Here is a 15760-nt window from a genome sequence, read left to right on the forward strand (position 1 = left end):
ATGCTTCAAAGTTTTGGCATGGCTGTCTTTTTTCACTGGATACCCGATATTCGATGCGCAGTCCCAATTGGTTGTTCCTCGTCTTGCTCCTGCTGCTGGCTGGCCTGCAATACCGCCTGTGGGTGGGTAATGGCAGTCTGGCGCAAGTGGCCGAGCTGACTCAGCAGATCGCGGATCAACACGCTGAGAACGAAGGCTTGCTGGAGCGCAATCGGGTCATGGACGCCGAAGTCAGTGAGTTGAAAAAAGGCATGGAGACCGTTGAAGAGCGGGCTCGCCATGAGTTGGGCATGGTCAAGGACGGCGAAACCCTTTACCAGTTGGCCCAATGAACAACTCGTTACCGGCCTTCTGGGCCGTGATTCCTGCCGCGGGCGTTGGTGCCCGTATGGCCGCGGACCGTCCCAAGCAATACTTGCAACTGGGCGGGCGCACTATTCTCGAACACAGCCTTGGCTGTTTCCTTGATCATCCTTGCCTCAAGGGCCTGGTGGTCAGTCTTGCTGTCGATGATCCTTACTGGCCGAACCTGGCGTGTGCCTCCGATTCGCGCATTCAGCGTGTCGACGGTGGCGACGAGCGTTCCGGGTCGGTACTCAATGCGTTGCTGCATTTGAACGCCTTGGGCGCTGACGATGACGATTGGGTGCTGGTGCACGATGCGGCGCGGCCGAATCTTTCGCGTGATGATCTGGATAAATTGCTGCATGAGTTAGCAGACGATCCTGTTGGCGGACTGCTGGCAGTGCCTGCCCGCGATACGCTCAAGCGGGTCGACATGCACGGTCGTGTCGTCGAAACAGTGGATCGCAGCGTGATCTGGCAGGCCTATACACCGCAGATGTTTCGCCTTGGCGCGCTGCATCGGGCACTGGCTGACAGTCTGGTGGCTGACGCCGTCATCACTGACGAAGCATCGGCGATGGAGTGGGCAGGTCTTGCGCCACGCCTGATTGAAGGCCGGTCCGATAACCTTAAAGTCACGCGCCCTGAAGATCTGGAATGGCTTCGTCAGCGTTGGGTTAACCGCCGCTAAAAGATCGCAGCCTCGTTTCACTCGACAGCTCCTACAAACTACTGCCGATGTAGGAGCTGTCGAGTGAAACGAGGCTGCGATCTTTTGATCTTCAACCAAGGTACTCCGGCCTCAACGCCAACCCCTCTTTCAAATAGTCCACCAGCTTGCGCACCTTGGGCGACAGATGCCGCTGCTGTGGATAAAGCGCCCAAACGGCCGTGTTCGGCGGTTGATGGGCTTCCAGCAACGAAATCAGCTCACCGTTTTTCAAGTGCTCCAGCACGTAGTAGTCGGGCAGCTGGCATAAACCGACACCTTGCAGCGCCGCGTCCAGCACCGCTTGCCCACTGTTGCAGCGCCAGTTTCCCTGGACCCGCTGGGAAAATTCCCGCCCGTTCTGTTCCAGTTGCCACATGTCCGAACTGCCGATGAGGCAGTTGTGGCGACTCAGCTCCGACAAACTGTGTGGGCGACCATACCGTTCGATGTAGGACGGAGATGCACACAGATACATGCGCCGTGGTGCCAGGCGTGTGGCGACCAACCTTGAATCCTGCAAGCGACCGAGACGGATCGCCAGATCCAGGCCTTCATGCACCAGGTCCAGCGGGCGGTTACTCAGTTCAATGTCTATACTGAGTTGCGGATAGAGCCCCATGTACCGCGTAACCAGCGGCACAATGAAGCGTTCGCCATAGGCCACGGCGCAGGTCATGCGCAACATGCCTTTGGGTTCGCTGGTCAGGTCGCCCACCGCACGCAAGGCTTCTTCGCGGCCATCCTGCAAACGCTGGCAATGTTGCAGAAAGGTTTGCCCGGCTTCGGTCAGCGTGACCCGGCGGGTGCTGCGGTACAGCAGCCGCGTCTGAAGTCGCTCTTCGAGGCGTACGATTTGTCTACTGATATGTGAGGACGAGACCCCGAGTCGTTCTGCGGCGGCGGTGAATTGGCTGCATTCGGCGACGGCGACGAACTCGTCTATCCCTTCCCAGCGGTTCTCGGACATCGATGATTATCCCTGTACAGCAATAATGTTTTGCTTTTGTCCGGATTATTCACCGTCAAGCGGTGTATTACACTCCCTGTCTCGTTTTTATTCACTGGAGAATCCACATGATCAAGTCGCGCGCTGCCGTAGCCTTCGAGGCCAAGAAACCCCTTGAGATCGTTGAAGTCGATGTCGCCATGCCCAAGGCCGGTGAAGTGTTGTTGCGAGTGGTGGCCTCCGGTGTCTGTCATACGGATGCCTACACACTGTCGGGCGCTGACCCGGAAGGCATCTTCCCGTCGATCCTCGGTCACGAAGGCGGTGCTGTGGTCGAAGCGATCGGCGAAGGCGTGACCTCTGTCGCCGTCGGCGACCATGTGATTCCGCTGTACACCCCGGAATGCCGCCAGTGCAAATTCTGCCTGTCGGGTAAAACCAACCTGTGCCAGGCGATTCGCGCGACGCAAGGCAAAGGCCTGATGCCGGATGGCACCACGCGTTTTTCCTACAAGGGCCAGCCGATTTTCCACTACATGGGCACCTCGACCTTTTCCGAGTACACCGTGTTGCCGGAAATCTCCGTTGCGAAAATTCCTAAAGAAGCGCCACTGGAAAAAGTCTGCCTGCTGGGCTGCGGTGTCACCACCGGCATCGGTGCAGTCCTCAATACCGCCAAGGTAAAACCAGGTGATACCGTGGCCATTTTCGGCCTCGGCGGCATTGGTTTGTCAGCCATCATCGGTGCGGCCAAGGCCAAGGCCGGTCGCATCATCGCCATCGACATCAACCCGGCCAAATTCGAAATCGCCAAGCAGCTGGGTGCAACCGACTGCGTGAACCCGAAAGATTTTGATCGTCCAATCCAGGAAGTCATCGTCGACATGACTGACGGCGGTGTCGACTTTTCCTTCGAGTGCATCGGCAACGTCCAGTTGATGCGTGCCGCGCTTGAGTGCTGCCACAAGGGCTGGGGCGAGTCGGTCATCATCGGCGTCGCCGGTGCCGGCCAGGAAATTTCGACCCGTCCGTTCCAGTTGGTCACCGGTCGCGTCTGGCGCGGTTCGGCGTTCGGTGGCGTACGTGGCCGCACCGAGTTGCCAAGCTACGTCGAAATGGCCGAAACCGGCGAGATCCCGCTGGATACCTTCATCACCCACACCATGGGCCTGGAAGATATCAACAAGGCTTTCGACTTGATGCATGAAGGCAAAAGCATCCGCAGCGTCATTCATTTCTGAGGTCGCTCATGAGCCTGGAAAATATCTCCTGTCAGAAAAGCTTCGGCGGCTGGCACAAACGCTATAAGCACCGCTCCGATGTGCTCGGCTGCGACATGGTGTTCGCCGTGTACCTGCCGCCGCAAGCGGAGCAGGGCGGCAAGCTGCCAGTGCTGTATTGGTTGTCCGGCCTGACCTGCACCGATGAAAACTTCATGCAAAAGGCCGGCGCCATGCGCATGGCCGCCGAGCTGGGGCTGATCATTGTCGCACCGGACACCAGCCCTCGCGGTCCTGATGTGCCGGGTGATCCGGAGGGTGCCTGGGACTTCGGCCTCGGTGCCGGGTTTTACCTGAATGCCACGCAGGAACCGTGGTCGCGGCACTATCGGATGCATGACTATGTCGTGCAGGAATTGCCGGCATTGGTCGAAGCTCATTTCCCTGCTTCGGACAAACGCGGCATCAGCGGCCACTCAATGGGTGGCCATGGGGCGCTGGTCTGCGCCTTGCGCAACCCGGGGCGCTATCAGTCGGTATCGGCGTTCTCGCCGATCAACAATCCGATGGATTGCCCGTGGGGCCAGAAGGCCTTTTCCCGGTATCTGGGCGAAGACCGTTCGAAATGGCGCGAATGGGATGCCTGCGCATTGATCGCCGAGGCCGATGAGAAGTTGCCGCTGCTGGTCGACCAAGGTGATCGTGATGATTTTCTCGCTACCCAGCTCAAGCCTGAGGCGTTGCAGCAGGCGGCCAAGCTGGCCGGTCATCCGCTGACGTTGCGCCTGCAACCGGGCTACGACCACAGCTATTTCTTCATTGCCAGCTTCATTGACGACCACTTGCAGCATCATGGGCGTGCGCTAAGCGCCTAATGTCTGACAAAGCAGGTAGAATCACGCCCTGACAAAAATCGGGGCGTTTTTTTATGCGTATTGGCCACGGCTATGATGTGCATCGTTTCGCTGAAGGCGATTTCATTACTCTGGGCGGTGTGCGTATTGCACACGGCTTCGGGCTGCTCGCTCACTCCGACGGTGACGTCTTGCTGCACGCCTTGAGCGATGCCTTGCTTGGCGCGGCTGCGCTGGGTGATATCGGCAAGCACTTCCCGGACACCGACCCGACGTACAAGGGCGCCGACAGCCGGGTGCTGTTGCGTCACGTCGTCGCACTGATCCATGCCAAGGGCTGGAAGGTCGGCAATGTCGATAACACCATTGTTGCCCAGGCGCCGAAAATGGCCCCGCATATCGAATCGATGCGCGCGCTGATTGCCGCCGATCTTCAAGTTGAGTTGGATCAAGTGAACGTGAAAGCTACCACCACCGAAAAGCTCGGCTTTGTCGGTCGCGAAGAAGGCATCGCCGTGCATTCCGTTGCCTTGTTGCTGCGCGCATGAACGAGGTGCAATTGCTCGGCCCACGGGCTTACGGTGATGCCCTCGGCACCGCGGTATTGAAAGCCACGGCAGAAGATTTCCAGGTCGATGAGGTGCTCAACATCCCCCTCAGCGGCGATGGCGAACACCTGTGGATCTGGGTGGAAAAACGTGGCCTGAATACCGAAGAAGCGGCACGACGGATTGCCAAGGCCGCGGGTGTGCCATTGCGCACCGTCAGCTACGCGGGCTTGAAGGATCGTCAGGCGCTGACTCGCCAGTGGTTCAGCGTGCAGCTGCCGGGCAAGGCCGATCCTGATCTGTCGGCGGCGGAAAACGACACACTGAAAATCCTCAAGATCGGTCGACACAAGCGCAAGTTGCAACGCGGTGCTCACTCGGCCAACGGCTTCACCTTGCGCCTGACGCAATTCGCGGGTGATAAAGACGCGATCGACGCGCGGCTGCAACTGATCGCCAAACAAGGCGTTCCCAATTATTTCGGCACCCAGCGTTTTGGCTTTGATGGCGGTAACGTCGTCGATGCCCGCGCCTGGGCTGCTCGTAAGGCCTTGCCGGAGCAGCGCAATGTGCGCTCGCGCCTGTTGTCCACCGCGCGCAGTTTTCTGTTCAACCAAGTGTTGGCGGCGCGCGTGGCCGATGGCAGTTGGCAGCGTGCCCAGGTCGGCGATCTGTTGGCCTTCACTGACAGCCGCAGCTTTTTCCCGGCAGGTGAAGCTGAATGCAGCGATCCGCGCCTTGCGATTCTCGACCTGCACCCGACCGGTCCTCAATGGGGCGAAGGTGACTCGCCGGCGACCGGCGCTGTCCATGTACTGGAGCAGGCAATCGCCGAGCGCGAAGCGGATCTGCGCGATTGGTTGATTAACGCCGGAATGAGCCACGAACGTCGCATCCTGCGGCTGCCCATTGGTGGGTTGACGTGGCATTATCCCGAGCCTGACATTCTGCAACTGGAATTCGTCCTCCCGGCCGGATGCTTTGCCACCGTATTGGTGCGCGAGCTTGTTGATCTGGTGCCGGTGGGGCAGACGGACAGCCCATGCGTATTCTGATTTCTAACGACGATGGGGTAGCCGCACCCGGTCTCGCCGCGCTTTATGCTGCGTTGGCGAATTACACCGAATGCGTGGTTATCGCCCCGGACCAGGACAAAAGCGGCGCCAGCAGCTCGCTGACGCTCGACCGTCCGTTGCACCCGCAAACCCTGGCCAACGGCTTTATCAGCCTGAACGGCACACCTACCGATTGCGTGCACCTGGGCCTTAACGGCTTGCTGGAGTCCGAGCCGGACATGGTGGTTTCCGGTATCAACCTGGGCGCCAACCTGGGGGACGACGTGTTGTATTCCGGCACCGTCGCGGCAGCCCTCGAGGGACGATTCCTTGAGCGCCCCTCGTTCGCCTTTTCGTTGGTCTCACGGCAAGTGGAGAACCTTCCCACAGCCGCTTACTTTGCGCGCAAACTGGTCGAAGCCCATGCTGACCTCGATCTGCCGCCGCGCACGGTATTGAACGTGAACATTCCCAATCTGCCGCTGGATCACATTCGCGGCATTCAGCTGACCCGCCTTGGACACCGCGCTCGCGCTGCGGCGCCGATGAAGGTGGTCGATCCGCGTGGCAAATCCGGTTACTGGATCGCCGCAGCGGGCGACGCTGAAGACGGCGGCCCGGGGACTGATTTCCATGCGGTGATGCAAGGCTATGTATCCATCACGCCGTTGCAACTGGATCGCACCTTCAATGATGCCTTTAGAAGTATCGATGGCTGGCTGGAGGGGTTGCGCTAATGGCTCGTGAACAAGACGATATTTTGCGTCGCGGCATCGGGATGACCTCTCAACGCACTCGCGAACGCCTTATTCAGCGCCTGTATGAAGAGGGCGTTTCCAACGCCAAGGTGCTCGAAGTCATCCGCCGTACACCGCGTCATCTGTTCGTCGACGAGGCGCTGGCTCACCGCGCTTATGAAGACACTGCACTGCCGATCGGACACAACCAGACCATCTCCCAGCCTTATATGGTGGCGCGCATGAGCGAGCTGCTGCTTGAGGCGGGGCCGCTCGACAAGGTGATGGAAATCGGCACCGGCTCCGGCTACCAGACAGCGGTACTGTCGCAGTTGGTCGAGCGGGTGTTCTCCGTGGAGCGCATCAAGGTTTTGCAGGACCGGGCCAAGGAACGCCTGGTCGAGCTGAACCTGCGCAACGTGGTTTTTCGCTGGGGTGACGGTTGGGAAGGCTGGCCGGCGCTGGCGCCGTATAACGGCATTATCGTCACGGCGGTAGCCACTGATGTGCCACAGGCATTGCTCGATCAATTGGCGCCGGGCGGAAGACTGGTCATACCGGTCGGTTCGGGCGAGGTGCAGCAATTGATGCTGATCATTCGTGAAGAAAACGGCTTTTCCCGACGCGTTTTAGGGTCGGTGCGCTTCGTACCATTGCTCAATGGGCCACTGGCCTGAGCATTTATTCAGGAGCGCTGAATTCTCTTCGATTGCCCGGGTCTTACAGCGGCATCGAAATGTTAAACGGAATTCAACGGCAGGCAGCAAACGTGTGCGCGAAGCCATTTCGCTTCATTAAAGGTAAAGCCTGTCGGGCCCGTTATACTTGCGATATTTCGTGCCGGAACACGGCAATCCACATTTTCAGCCACCACAAAGGGAGCGGCGGGTGAGTCTCACAGTCATTGCGCAGCGTATGGGTACAAAGAGCTTTCAGCGCCTGGTGACTGGCCTCGTCTTGAGCACCTTGCTGGTCGGTTGCTCCAGTTCCAAAACGAGTGATGTTCGCGTGGTCGATCGCAACAACGCCGTTCCTCAGCGTCCGGCAGTGACCACGGGGCAGTACGTCGTTCGACCGAAAGACACGCTGTTCTCGATCGCTTTTCGCTACGGCTGGGACTACAAAGCCCTCGCCGCACGGAACAATATTCCTACGCCGTATACGATCCATCCGGGTCAGACAATTCGCTTTGATGGTCGTACCGGTTCAACCCCGACCCCGGTGGAGAGTGCAACCGATTCAACGCCTTCGTCGTCGTTGAAAACCACGGTTATCCGACGTCAGGCTAACGGCACGACGACCAGTTCTGCGGTGGTTGCACCGTCCGTCGCCACCAAGCCGGCCCCCGCTCCGTTGCCTCCAGCCGGCCCGGCCCCGACCGGCTGGGGATGGCCATCTAATGGCATTCTGATTGGAAAGTTCTCCTCAAACGGTAGTTTGAATAAAGGAATTGATATCGCCGGAGATTTGGGACAGCCTGTTTTAGCTGCGTCTGATGGGACGGTGGTATACGCCGGGAGTGGCTTAAGGGGCTACGGCGAATTAGTCATCATCAAACACAGCGACACCTACGTCAGTGCCTACGGACATAACCGCAGGCTGTTGGTTCGGGAGGGGCAGCAGGTCAAAGTCGGACAGACAATTGCCGAAATGGGGTCAACGGGTACAGACCGGGTGAAGCTGCATTTTGAGATTCGCCGACAAGGTAAACCTGTAGATCCGCTGCAGTTCCTGCCACGCCGTTGATTTGTTGCCAGCCTGTTCCGTCACGTAGAGGGGACAGGCTCCAGCGTTGCCAAGGATAAAGGCGCCGCTTGAGCTTGGGGTCGAACTCACCAAAGGACTATAACAATGGCTCTCAGTAAAGAAGTGCCGGAGTTTGACATCGACGATGAGGTTCTCCTTATGGAGACCGGCATCGGTACGGATTCGATGTCGAATGATGAAGGGGCTGCTCCACCTTCCGTTCGTGCCAAATCCAAACACTCCGCTTCGTTAAAGCAACACAAGTACATCGATTACACTCGGGCACTCGATGCCACGCAGCTGTACCTCAACGAAATCGGCTTTTCCCCATTGCTCTCTCCGGAAGAAGAAGTTCATTTTGCGCGCTTGTCGCAAAGTGGCGATCCGGCCGGGCGCAAGCGCATGATTGAAAGCAACCTGCGGCTGGTGGTGAAAATCGCCCGGCGCTACGTCAATCGTGGGCTTTCACTGCTGGACCTGATCGAAGAGGGCAACCTCGGTCTGATCCGCGCAGTGGAGAAGTTCGATCCCGAACGAGGCTTCCGCTTTTCGACCTACGCAACCTGGTGGATTCGTCAGACCATCGAGCGCGCGATCATGAATCAGACCCGGACCATCCGGTTGCCGATCCATGTGGTCAAAGAGCTTAACGTGTACCTGCGGGCCGCACGGGAGCTGACTCAAAAACTCGACCATGAACCCTCACCCGAAGAAATCGCCAACCTGCTGGAAAAACCAGTGGCAGAGGTCAAGCGCATGCTCGGCTTGAACGAGCGGGTTTCTTCGGTCGACGTCTCGCTGGGTCCGGATTCGGATAAAACCCTGCTGGACACCCTTACCGATGATCGTCCAACCGATCCATGTGAACTGCTGCAGGACGACGACCTGTCTCAGAGCATCGATCAATGGCTTTCGGAGCTTACCGACAAGCAACGCGAAGTGGTGGTACGTCGCTTCGGCTTGCGTGGCCACGAGAGCAGCACACTTGAAGATGTAGGCCTGGAGATTGGCCTGACCCGGGAACGGGTCAGACAGATTCAGGTGGAAGGCCTCAAGCGTCTTCGTGAGATTCTTGAGAAGAACGGCTTGTCGAGCGAGTCGCTGTTTCAATAAGCAATTGGCTTATATGGTCATAAAAGGCCCCGACTGGCTCGGGGTTTTTTATTGCCTGGAAGATGAGGGTGATCGCCTCTGCTTTGTAGTATCGCGCTGTAAGTTTTTGCTTACTCTTTCGTAAGTGTTCACTATTTTTACAGGTTGGAAGTCGCCTCTATTCCTACGTGAGTAAAGTTATCTGATTGATTTGTATATATATTTTATTGTGTTAACAGCATGTGACAGTCGATTTTAGCGATCTGGGTCAATTGCGCTTGGCAGGGATTTCTCTAGTATCTGAATTGTGTCGACGGATCGACACGCCCTTCAAGGAAGGGGGGAATGGACATCGCAGGAAGCGATTCATCAGGACGATGAAAAGGAATACAGGGAATAGGGAAAAAATGTGGGCGGGTCAAACCGCCCCTTTTTTTGCGTGCAGAAAAGCAAAAAGGCCCACGAGGGGCCTTTTCCAGAACGCGCAGGAAAATCAGCGTTCGAGTTCTTTAATCTTGTCTTTCTTGCCATCCCACTCTTCAGCGTCTGGCAGCGGATCTTTCTTCTCGGTGATGTTGGGCCAGATTTCGGCCAACTCAACGTTCAGCTGAATGAATTGCTGCATATCTTCCGGGACTTCATCTTCAGAGAAGATGGCCACGGCAGGGCACTCTGGTTCGCACAGTGCGCAGTCGATGCACTCATCCGGGTGAATCACCAGGAAGTTCGGGCCTTCGTAAAAGCAGTCCACCGGACAGACTTCTACGCAGTCGGTGTACTTGCACTTGATGCAGTTGTCGGTGACGACGAAGGTCATTCTAATTTTCTCCTCAGGCGGCGGCAGCGGAGCCCCTTCACGTTGGGGTCGCCAGGTTTGGGAGCGATAATCTGCAGGCCAGGCTATTAGCCAGCAGCATCCCAAACCGCGCGAGATTCTAACAGCTTGCAGGCAAGTGCGTTAGACCCGTGTCTTTAGTGTATAGAGCATTTCTAGTGCGCGACGCGGCGTCATGTCGTCCAGATCAAGTTTAGCCAGTTCATCGAGCACCGGATGCGGCAGACTGGCGAACATATCGCTTTGCTGCGGCGCGGCCGGTTTGCCTTTGGCGGGCTTGGGCACTTCGTGGGGCAGTGCGGTGGCTTCCAGGCGGCCCAAATGCTCACGAGCGCGCACAATCACTTCACTTGGCACGCCTGCCAGCTGCGCAACCGCCAGGCCGTAGCTCTGGCTGGCAGGGCCGGGCAGAACGTGGTGCAGGAACACGATGCGCTCGTTGTGCTCGGTGGCATTGAGGTGAACGTTGGCCACCAGTGGTTGCGCCTCTGGTAGCACCGTCAGCTCGAAGTAGTGGGTGGCGAACAGTGTGTAAGCGCGCAGATGCGCCAGACGTTCCGCCGCCGCCCAGGCCAGCGAAAGGCCGTCGAAGGTGCTGGTGCCGCGACCGACTTCGTCCATCAGCACCAGGCTGCGTTCGGTGGCGTTGTGCAGAATGTTCGCGGTTTCGCTCATTTCGACCATGAAAGTCGACCGTCCACCGGCCAGGTCATCGCTGGAGCCGATCCGGGTAAAGATCCGGTCCACCAGGGACAATTCGCAACTGGCTGCCGGCACGAAACTGCCGATATGCGCCAGCAACACGATCAACGCGGTCTGGCGCATGTAAGTGGATTTACCGCCCATGTTCGGACCGGTAATCACCAGCATGCGCGTGTTGTCGTCGAGGCTCAGGTCGTTGGCCACGAACGGCGTGGTCAGCACTTGCTCGACCACCGGGTGACGACCCTGGGTGATACGCATGCACGGCTCATCAACGAAGCGCGGGCAGTTCAGGTCCAGGTTCAGCGCGCGCTCAGCCAGGTTGCTCAGCACGTCCAGTTCGGCCAGTGCCGCGGCAGTGTCCTGCAACGGTGGCAGTTGGGCGATAAGGTCTTCGAGCAGCGCTTCGTACAGCATCTTCTCGCGGGCCAGCGCACGGCTTTTTGCCGACAATGCCTTGTCTTCGAACGCTTTGAGTTCCGGCGTAATGAAGCGCTCGGCACCTTTGAGCGTCTGGCGGCGAATGTAATCGGCCGGTGCCGACTCGGCCTGCTTGCTCGGCAGTTCGATGAAGTAGCCGTGAATGCGGTTGTACCCGACCTTCAAGTGCGACAGACCGGTGCGAGCTTTCTCGCGTGCCTCCAGATCAATCAGGAACTGCCCGGCGTTCTCGCTGAGCGATTGCAGATCGTCGAGTTCGCTGTCGTAACCGGTTTTCAACACACCGCCGTCACGGATGACCGCAGGTGGATTGTCGATGATGGCTTTTTCCAGCAGCGCCGCGAGTTCCGGGTAGGTGCTGGTGGTCTTCGCCAGTTGAATGATGTGCGGCGCTTCGAGCTCGGTCATCGCCGCTTGCAGCTCTGGCAGTGCGCCGAGTGCATCGCGCAGACGCGCCAAGTCCCGAGGACGGGCGTTACGCAAACCGATCCGCGCCAGAATCCGCTCGATGTCGCCGATTTCCTTGAGCTGCGGTTGCAGTTTTTCGAAACGGTAACCGTCGAGCAGGCAAGTGATCGACGTCTGGCGCGCCAGCAATACAGTGAGATCGCGCAGAGGACGGTTCAGCCAGCGAGTCAGCAAACGACTGCCCATGGCCGTCTGGCAGCGATCGACCACCGATTGCAGCGTATTGTCTCGACCACCGGCCAGGTTGGTGTCCAGCTCCAGATTGCGGCGGCTCGCGCCGTCCAACACCACGGTGTCATCCAGGCGTTCATGGCGCAGGCTACGAAGGTGGGGCAGGGCGGTGCGCTGGGTTTCCTTGGCGTAACTGAGCAAGCAACCGGCCGCGCCGATGGCCAGGGTCAGGTTCTCGCAGCCGAAACCTTTCAGGTCCTGGGTGGAGAACTGTTGGCAAAGACTTTTCAACGCCGAGTCGCGCTCGAAATCCCACGGCGCACGGCGACGAACCCCACGACGTTTTTCCGCCGGCAAATCTTTCGGCCAGTCATCCGGGATCATCAGCTCCACCGGATTGACCCGCTCCAACTCTGCCAGCAGGTTTTCCCAGCCTTTGATCTCCAGCACGGTGAAGTTGCCGCTGGTGATATCGAGCACAGCCAGGCCGAACAGACGCTCGTCACCCAGTACCGCCGCGATCAGGTTGTCCCGGCGCTCATCGAGCAGCGCTTCATCACTGACCGTACCCGGCGTGATGATCCGCACCACCTGACGATCCACCGGCCCTTTGCTGGTGGCCGGGTCGCCGACCTGCTCACAGATCACCACCGATTCGCCCAGCTTGACCAGTTTCGCCAGGTAACCTTCAGCCGCGTGGTAAGGAATCCCACACATCGGAATCGCCTGCCCCGCCGATTGCCCACGGGCCGTCAGGGTGATGTCCAGCAACTTGGCGGCCTTCTTCGCGTCTTCGTAGAAGATCTCGTAGAAGTCGCCCATGCGATAGAACATCAGCTGATCGGGGTGCTGGTTCTTCAGGCGCCAGTATTGCTGCATCATTGGCGTGTGGGAGGACAGGTCGGAGAGGGCTTTATTCATCGGGAATTCAGGAAAACTCGTTCAAAGGTGTAGGGCAAAGGAAGAGGCATCGGCCGGCTTTTGCGCAATGGGCGCAAGATTAACATGGGCAGTCCGCTCGACGCAGGCATGAACGCCTCGCCGGTCTTTTCGGTTGTCTATGCATGATTTATGCAAAACAGCATTTGTCTTCGTAAAAAAGATCAAGCACTATGCGCGTTATGCAAAAACGCAATGTTTCTACCGTCTTAAGAGCGCTGCTCGATCAGCACGGGATCTCCCCCACGGAGCTTCACCGTCGCACCGGCGTGCCTCAATCCACGCTCTCGCGGATCCTCAGCGGGAAGATCGTCGATCCTTCGGATAAACACATCTCGAAAATCGCCGAGTACTTCGCCGTGAGCACCGATCAGTTGCGCGGGCGCGCGGATGTCGCGACCACCGCCAATGCCGGGCGCGATCAATTGCATTCCGAACTCAAGGACATAAGTCTGTGGGACGACGATACGCCCGTCGATGACGACGAAGTGTCCGTCCCCTTTCTTCGCGAGGTTGAATTGGCTGCTGGATCAGGAAGATTCGTCATCGAAGAGAGCGAGCGCTCTAGCCTGCGCTTCGGCAAGCGCAGTCTGCGTCACAACGGTGTGCAGTTCGACCAGGCCAAATGCGTGACGGTGCGTGGCAACAGTATGCTGCCGGTGTTGCGCGATGGTGCCACTGTCGGGGTGAATGCCGGCAAGTGCGCGATTGGCGACATCGTCGACGGCGATCTTTATGCCATCAACCACAACGGCCAGTTGCGGGTTAAGCAGCTGTATCGCCTGCCGACCGGCATTCGCCTGCGCAGCTTCAATCGCGATGAACACCCGGACGAGGACTACACCTTCCAGGAAATCCAGGAAGAGCAAATCGTCATCCTCGGTCACGTCTTCTGGTGGGGCATGTACGCCCGTTAACCTCATCACTGTCAGATAAAACCCGCCATCGAGCGGGTTTTTTTTCGCCTTCCGAAAGCCATCAGCGCCTTTGTTTGCAGGCTTATCATGCATCAGCGCAATTCAAATGCATAAATAAATGCATTTGTGCATTGACTGTATATGCATCCATGCATATTCTTTGCCTCAAGCCGCTCAACAAAGCAGCTCGAAACGAAGCTCTTTAGTTCCACCAAAAAGGCAGCGATGAACCGGCCTCAACGGTTCAGAGGGTTGGCAACTGACCCGGGTGTGCAGCGTAAAGCACCAGAAGCAGTTATCCGGCGGGCAGGGACCGCGGTCGGAAAAACAATTCGAATGGACTCGTACCGCGCCAGTAGCGCCGAAAGGTCAGCAGGACCGCATTACTGAAAAGCCCGGAGTAATACCGGGCTTTTTGGAATGCCTACCTGTCGCCGATTTCTCAATCGGCACCGGTTCAAACACAAACACATCACTCATCAATCACCCCAGGAGGCGTGACATGACAAACGAGCAACAAGCGTTGCTGGACATGCCGATCTGGCTTGTCATCGTCCTCGCCCTGGTGGGCGGGGTGTCCGGCGAAATGTGGCGCGCCGACAAGGACGGCGCCCGAGGCTGGGCGCTGCTGCGGCGCCTGGCCCTGCGTTCCGGGGCCTGCGTCATCTGCGGGGTCTCGGCAATCATGCTGCTGTACGCCGCCGGCGTGTCGATCTGGGCTGCCTGCGCGTTTGGTTGCCTGACGGCGATGGCCGGGGCGGACGTTGCGATTGGCCTTTATGAGCGCTGGGCGGCCAAGCGGATTGGTGTTTGCGAAGTACCGCCGCGCGAATCTCGCCCTGATCAACAGTGAGGCGACATCTCGAACCCTCACATTCAACTCTGACAGGAGGCCATTAATGCCGGTCGTCATCGAAAAACCTTCACAGCTATTTTCGGCCATTGCCGAGGCGTTGCGCATAGCCCTTCCCGGCTTGAATGTCGGGAGTCCTCAAGATTTCGACAGCACAGATAATCTCGCTTGGGTTTTGATTGTACTCCAGCACGATGCGCCGGGCAGTCGGGCCAATGACGGGCGCATTGCTCATGCGCTGACGGTTTCGCTGCAAGTCGTGTCGCCCGTTTCCGGCCTGGCAGCCTGCGATCTGGGCAGCGAATTGAAAAACCTGGTCACTGATAACCGCTGGAAACTGCCCGGCGATCAGTGCGATCTGCCGTTGAACATTGATGGCATTGCCTCGACGTTCATCAGCGGCGCCCGGGAATACAACACCTGGACCGTTTCATTTACCCAGACTTTGTACCTCGGGCCATTGCTGCAGGACGACCCCGTGGGCACGCCTAAATTTGCCCGTACCTGGGAGGTGTCGAACATCGACGATCCAGACCAATACCAGGCACTGGAGGGGTAATCCATGTTCGATGTCCTTATCAGTCAGCACTTGGGCCCGATCATCGAACGTCTGGCGCAGATGCAAACCGAGATTGAAGACCTGAATCGGCGTACCGACAGTCTCTGCCGGATTGGCGTGTGCGAGGAAGTCGATGCGGCCAGCAACACGTGCAGGGTTCGCCACGGTGAGCTACTGAGCCCCGCTATCAGATTCTTTAACCCGAGCGCCGGCGCACAAAGCGAGTCACGCATTCCCTCCATCGGTGAACAGTGCGTGCTGCTGAACCATGGCGGCGGCGATAGCAGCGGTCAGTCCGTTGCACTGTTCGGTCTCAATGGTGGTCAGTTTCCGCCGGCCTCAACGCAGGCTTCGCTGACGCGACGCCGCTATCAGGACGGCACCGAAAGTGGCTACGACGACGCCAGTCATGCTCTGCACTGGCAAAACGGCCCGACAACCTTCACCGGTTCTCGCGAATCGCTCGAACTGAGCATCGGCCCGGCCCGGTTGGTCATGACGCCTGAGGCGATCCAACTGCAACTGGGCGCGAGCGGTTTACTGCTCGACGCATCCGGTGTGCACCTGAGCGGCCCCTTGGTGGATCACCAGGGTCGAGTCATTAGCACTGCCTAAAGAGT

General features: G+C 58.3%; 17 protein-coding genes. 14 read left to right on the forward strand and 3 right to left on the reverse strand.

The annotated features are described in order from the left end of the window. The first annotated feature begins 53 nt into the window (after positions 1-53). Complete coding sequence (gene ftsB, locus K5K95_RS14550) at positions 54-332, forward strand: cell division protein FtsB (RefSeq protein WP_008028992.1); 279 nt, start codon at positions 54-56, stop codon at positions 330-332. Further along, positions 329-1036, forward strand: coding sequence for a 2-C-methyl-D-erythritol 4-phosphate cytidylyltransferase (ispD, locus tag K5K95_RS14555; protein ID WP_222589982.1), 708 nt, complete (start codon positions 329-331; stop codon positions 1034-1036). The genes ftsB and ispD overlap by 4 nt, the downstream gene beginning before the upstream one ends. 91 nt (positions 1037-1127) lie before the next feature. Here the strand turns inward: ispD and K5K95_RS14560 are convergent, their stop codons facing one another. Beyond that, a complete protein-coding gene (locus K5K95_RS14560) occupies positions 1128-2024 on the reverse strand; it encodes a LysR substrate-binding domain-containing protein (RefSeq protein ID WP_222589983.1) in 897 nt (298 codons plus the stop codon). Positions 2025-2131: 107 nt separating this feature from the next. Here K5K95_RS14560 and K5K95_RS14565 point away from each other — a divergent pair, with 107 nt between their 5' ends. The 8 genes from K5K95_RS14565 (at position 2132) to rpoS (ending at position 9276) form a co-directional block, all read left to right on the forward strand. Beyond that, positions 2132-3244: an S-(hydroxymethyl)glutathione dehydrogenase/class III alcohol dehydrogenase gene (locus K5K95_RS14565; protein ID WP_222589984.1), complete on the forward strand. Its 1113-nt coding sequence runs from the start codon at positions 2132-2134 to the stop codon at positions 3242-3244. Between the two features lie 8 nt (positions 3245-3252). Then, on the forward strand, positions 3253-4098 hold the full coding sequence (fghA, locus tag K5K95_RS14570; protein WP_222589985.1) for an S-formylglutathione hydrolase: 846 nt from the start codon (positions 3253-3255) through the stop codon (positions 4096-4098). A gap of 53 nt (positions 4099-4151) precedes the next feature. After that, positions 4152-4625, forward strand: a complete 474-nt coding sequence (ispF, locus tag K5K95_RS14575; RefSeq protein WP_008154023.1) for a 2-C-methyl-D-erythritol 2,4-cyclodiphosphate synthase — start codon at positions 4152-4154, stop codon at positions 4623-4625. Next, positions 4622-5680 (forward strand): tRNA pseudouridine(13) synthase TruD, encoded by a 1059-nt coding sequence (gene truD / locus K5K95_RS14580; RefSeq protein ID WP_222589986.1) that lies wholly within the window; start codon positions 4622-4624, stop codon positions 5678-5680. Before ispF ends, truD begins: the two co-directional genes overlap by 4 nt. Then, positions 5668-6417 (forward strand): 5'/3'-nucleotidase SurE, encoded by a 750-nt coding sequence (gene surE / locus K5K95_RS14585; RefSeq protein ID WP_222589987.1) that lies wholly within the window; start codon positions 5668-5670, stop codon positions 6415-6417. Before truD ends, surE begins: the two co-directional genes overlap by 13 nt. 41 nt (positions 6418-6458) lie before the next feature. Further along, positions 6459-7094 carry a protein-L-isoaspartate(D-aspartate) O-methyltransferase gene (locus tag K5K95_RS14590; protein WP_197678969.1) on the forward strand — a complete coding sequence of 212 codons (636 nt, stop codon included), beginning with the start codon at positions 6459-6461 and terminating at the stop codon, positions 7092-7094. A 211-nt stretch (positions 7095-7305) separates the two neighbouring features. Continuing rightward, the gene (locus K5K95_RS14595; RefSeq protein ID WP_222589988.1) at positions 7306-8163 is read left to right on the forward strand and encodes a peptidoglycan DD-metalloendopeptidase family protein; all 858 of its coding nucleotides are present in this window, start codon (positions 7306-7308) and stop codon (positions 8161-8163) included. Positions 8164-8268: 105 nt separating this feature from the next. Then, on the forward strand, positions 8269-9276 hold the full coding sequence (rpoS, locus tag K5K95_RS14600) for an RNA polymerase sigma factor RpoS (RefSeq protein WP_056856224.1): 1008 nt from the start codon (positions 8269-8271) through the stop codon (positions 9274-9276). A 472-nt stretch (positions 9277-9748) separates the two neighbouring features. On the opposite strand, the gene fdxA is transcribed toward rpoS, so the two are convergent. Continuing rightward, positions 9749-10072 (reverse strand): ferredoxin FdxA, encoded by a 324-nt coding sequence (fdxA, locus tag K5K95_RS14605; RefSeq protein WP_208669789.1) that lies wholly within the window; start codon positions 10070-10072, stop codon positions 9749-9751. A gap of 141 nt (positions 10073-10213) precedes the next feature. Continuing rightward, positions 10214-12793: a DNA mismatch repair protein MutS gene (mutS, locus tag K5K95_RS14610; protein WP_222589989.1), complete on the reverse strand. Its 2580-nt coding sequence runs from the start codon at positions 12791-12793 to the stop codon at positions 10214-10216. A 200-nt stretch (positions 12794-12993) separates the two neighbouring features. Here mutS and K5K95_RS14615 point away from each other — a divergent pair, with 200 nt between their 5' ends. From K5K95_RS14615 to K5K95_RS14630, 4 genes are all read left to right on the forward strand, one after another. Further along, the gene (locus tag K5K95_RS14615; protein ID WP_222590345.1) at positions 12994-13728 is read left to right on the forward strand and encodes a helix-turn-helix transcriptional regulator; all 735 of its coding nucleotides are present in this window, start codon (positions 12994-12996) and stop codon (positions 13726-13728) included. A gap of 502 nt (positions 13729-14230) precedes the next feature. Continuing rightward, the gene (locus tag K5K95_RS14620; RefSeq protein ID WP_222589990.1) at positions 14231-14581 is read left to right on the forward strand and encodes a phage holin family protein; all 351 of its coding nucleotides are present in this window, start codon (positions 14231-14233) and stop codon (positions 14579-14581) included. A 46-nt stretch (positions 14582-14627) separates the two neighbouring features. Further along, complete coding sequence (locus K5K95_RS14625) at positions 14628-15140, forward strand: hypothetical protein (protein ID WP_222589991.1); 513 nt, start codon at positions 14628-14630, stop codon at positions 15138-15140. Positions 15141-15143: 3 nt separating this feature from the next. Further along, positions 15144-15755 (forward strand): phage baseplate assembly protein V, encoded by a 612-nt coding sequence (locus K5K95_RS14630; protein ID WP_222589992.1) that lies wholly within the window; start codon positions 15144-15146, stop codon positions 15753-15755. Positions 15756-15760: the final 5 nt, after the last annotated feature.

The sequence above is a fragment of the Pseudomonas sp. DR48 genome, assembly GCF_019823085.1.
Lineage (GTDB): Bacteria > Pseudomonadota > Gammaproteobacteria > Pseudomonadales > Pseudomonadaceae > Aquipseudomonas.

What these genes read in the sequence shown, in the direction of transcription:
- K5K95_RS14565 (WP_222589984.1), top strand. Translation starts at nt 2,132, where the DNA reads ATGATCAAGTCGCGCGCTGCCGTAGCCTTCGAGGCCAAGAAACCCCTT.
- surE (WP_222589987.1), top strand. Translation starts at nt 5,668, where the DNA reads ATGCGTATTCTGATTTCTAACGACGATGGGGTAGCCGCACCCGGTCTC.
- ispD (WP_222589982.1), top strand. Translation starts at nt 329, where the DNA reads ATGAACAACTCGTTACCGGCCTTCTGGGCCGTGATTCCTGCCGCGGGC.
- K5K95_RS14620 (WP_222589990.1), top strand. Translation starts at nt 14,231, where the DNA reads ATGACAAACGAGCAACAAGCGTTGCTGGACATGCCGATCTGGCTTGTC.
- fghA (WP_222589985.1), top strand. Translation starts at nt 3,253, where the DNA reads ATGAGCCTGGAAAATATCTCCTGTCAGAAAAGCTTCGGCGGCTGGCAC.
- truD (WP_222589986.1), top strand. Translation starts at nt 4,622, where the DNA reads ATGAACGAGGTGCAATTGCTCGGCCCACGGGCTTACGGTGATGCCCTC.
- K5K95_RS14590 (WP_197678969.1), top strand. Translation starts at nt 6,459, where the DNA reads ATGACCTCTCAACGCACTCGCGAACGCCTTATTCAGCGCCTGTATGAA.
- K5K95_RS14625 (WP_222589991.1), top strand. Translation starts at nt 14,628, where the DNA reads ATGCCGGTCGTCATCGAAAAACCTTCACAGCTATTTTCGGCCATTGCC.
- K5K95_RS14615 (WP_222590345.1), top strand. Translation starts at nt 12,994, where the DNA reads ATGCAAAAACGCAATGTTTCTACCGTCTTAAGAGCGCTGCTCGATCAG.
- rpoS (WP_056856224.1), top strand. Translation starts at nt 8,269, where the DNA reads ATGGCTCTCAGTAAAGAAGTGCCGGAGTTTGACATCGACGATGAGGTT.
- ftsB (WP_008028992.1), top strand. Translation starts at nt 54, where the DNA reads ATGCGCAGTCCCAATTGGTTGTTCCTCGTCTTGCTCCTGCTGCTGGCT.
- ispF (WP_008154023.1), top strand. Translation starts at nt 4,152, where the DNA reads ATGCGTATTGGCCACGGCTATGATGTGCATCGTTTCGCTGAAGGCGAT.
- K5K95_RS14630 (WP_222589992.1), top strand. Translation starts at nt 15,144, where the DNA reads ATGTTCGATGTCCTTATCAGTCAGCACTTGGGCCCGATCATCGAACGT.
- mutS (WP_222589989.1), bottom strand. Translation starts at nt 12,793, where the DNA reads ATGAATAAAGCCCTCTCCGACCTGTCCTCCCACACGCCAATGATGCAG.
- K5K95_RS14560 (WP_222589983.1), bottom strand. Translation starts at nt 2,024, where the DNA reads ATGTCCGAGAACCGCTGGGAAGGGATAGACGAGTTCGTCGCCGTCGCC.
- fdxA (WP_208669789.1), bottom strand. Translation starts at nt 10,072, where the DNA reads ATGACCTTCGTCGTCACCGACAACTGCATCAAGTGCAAGTACACCGAC.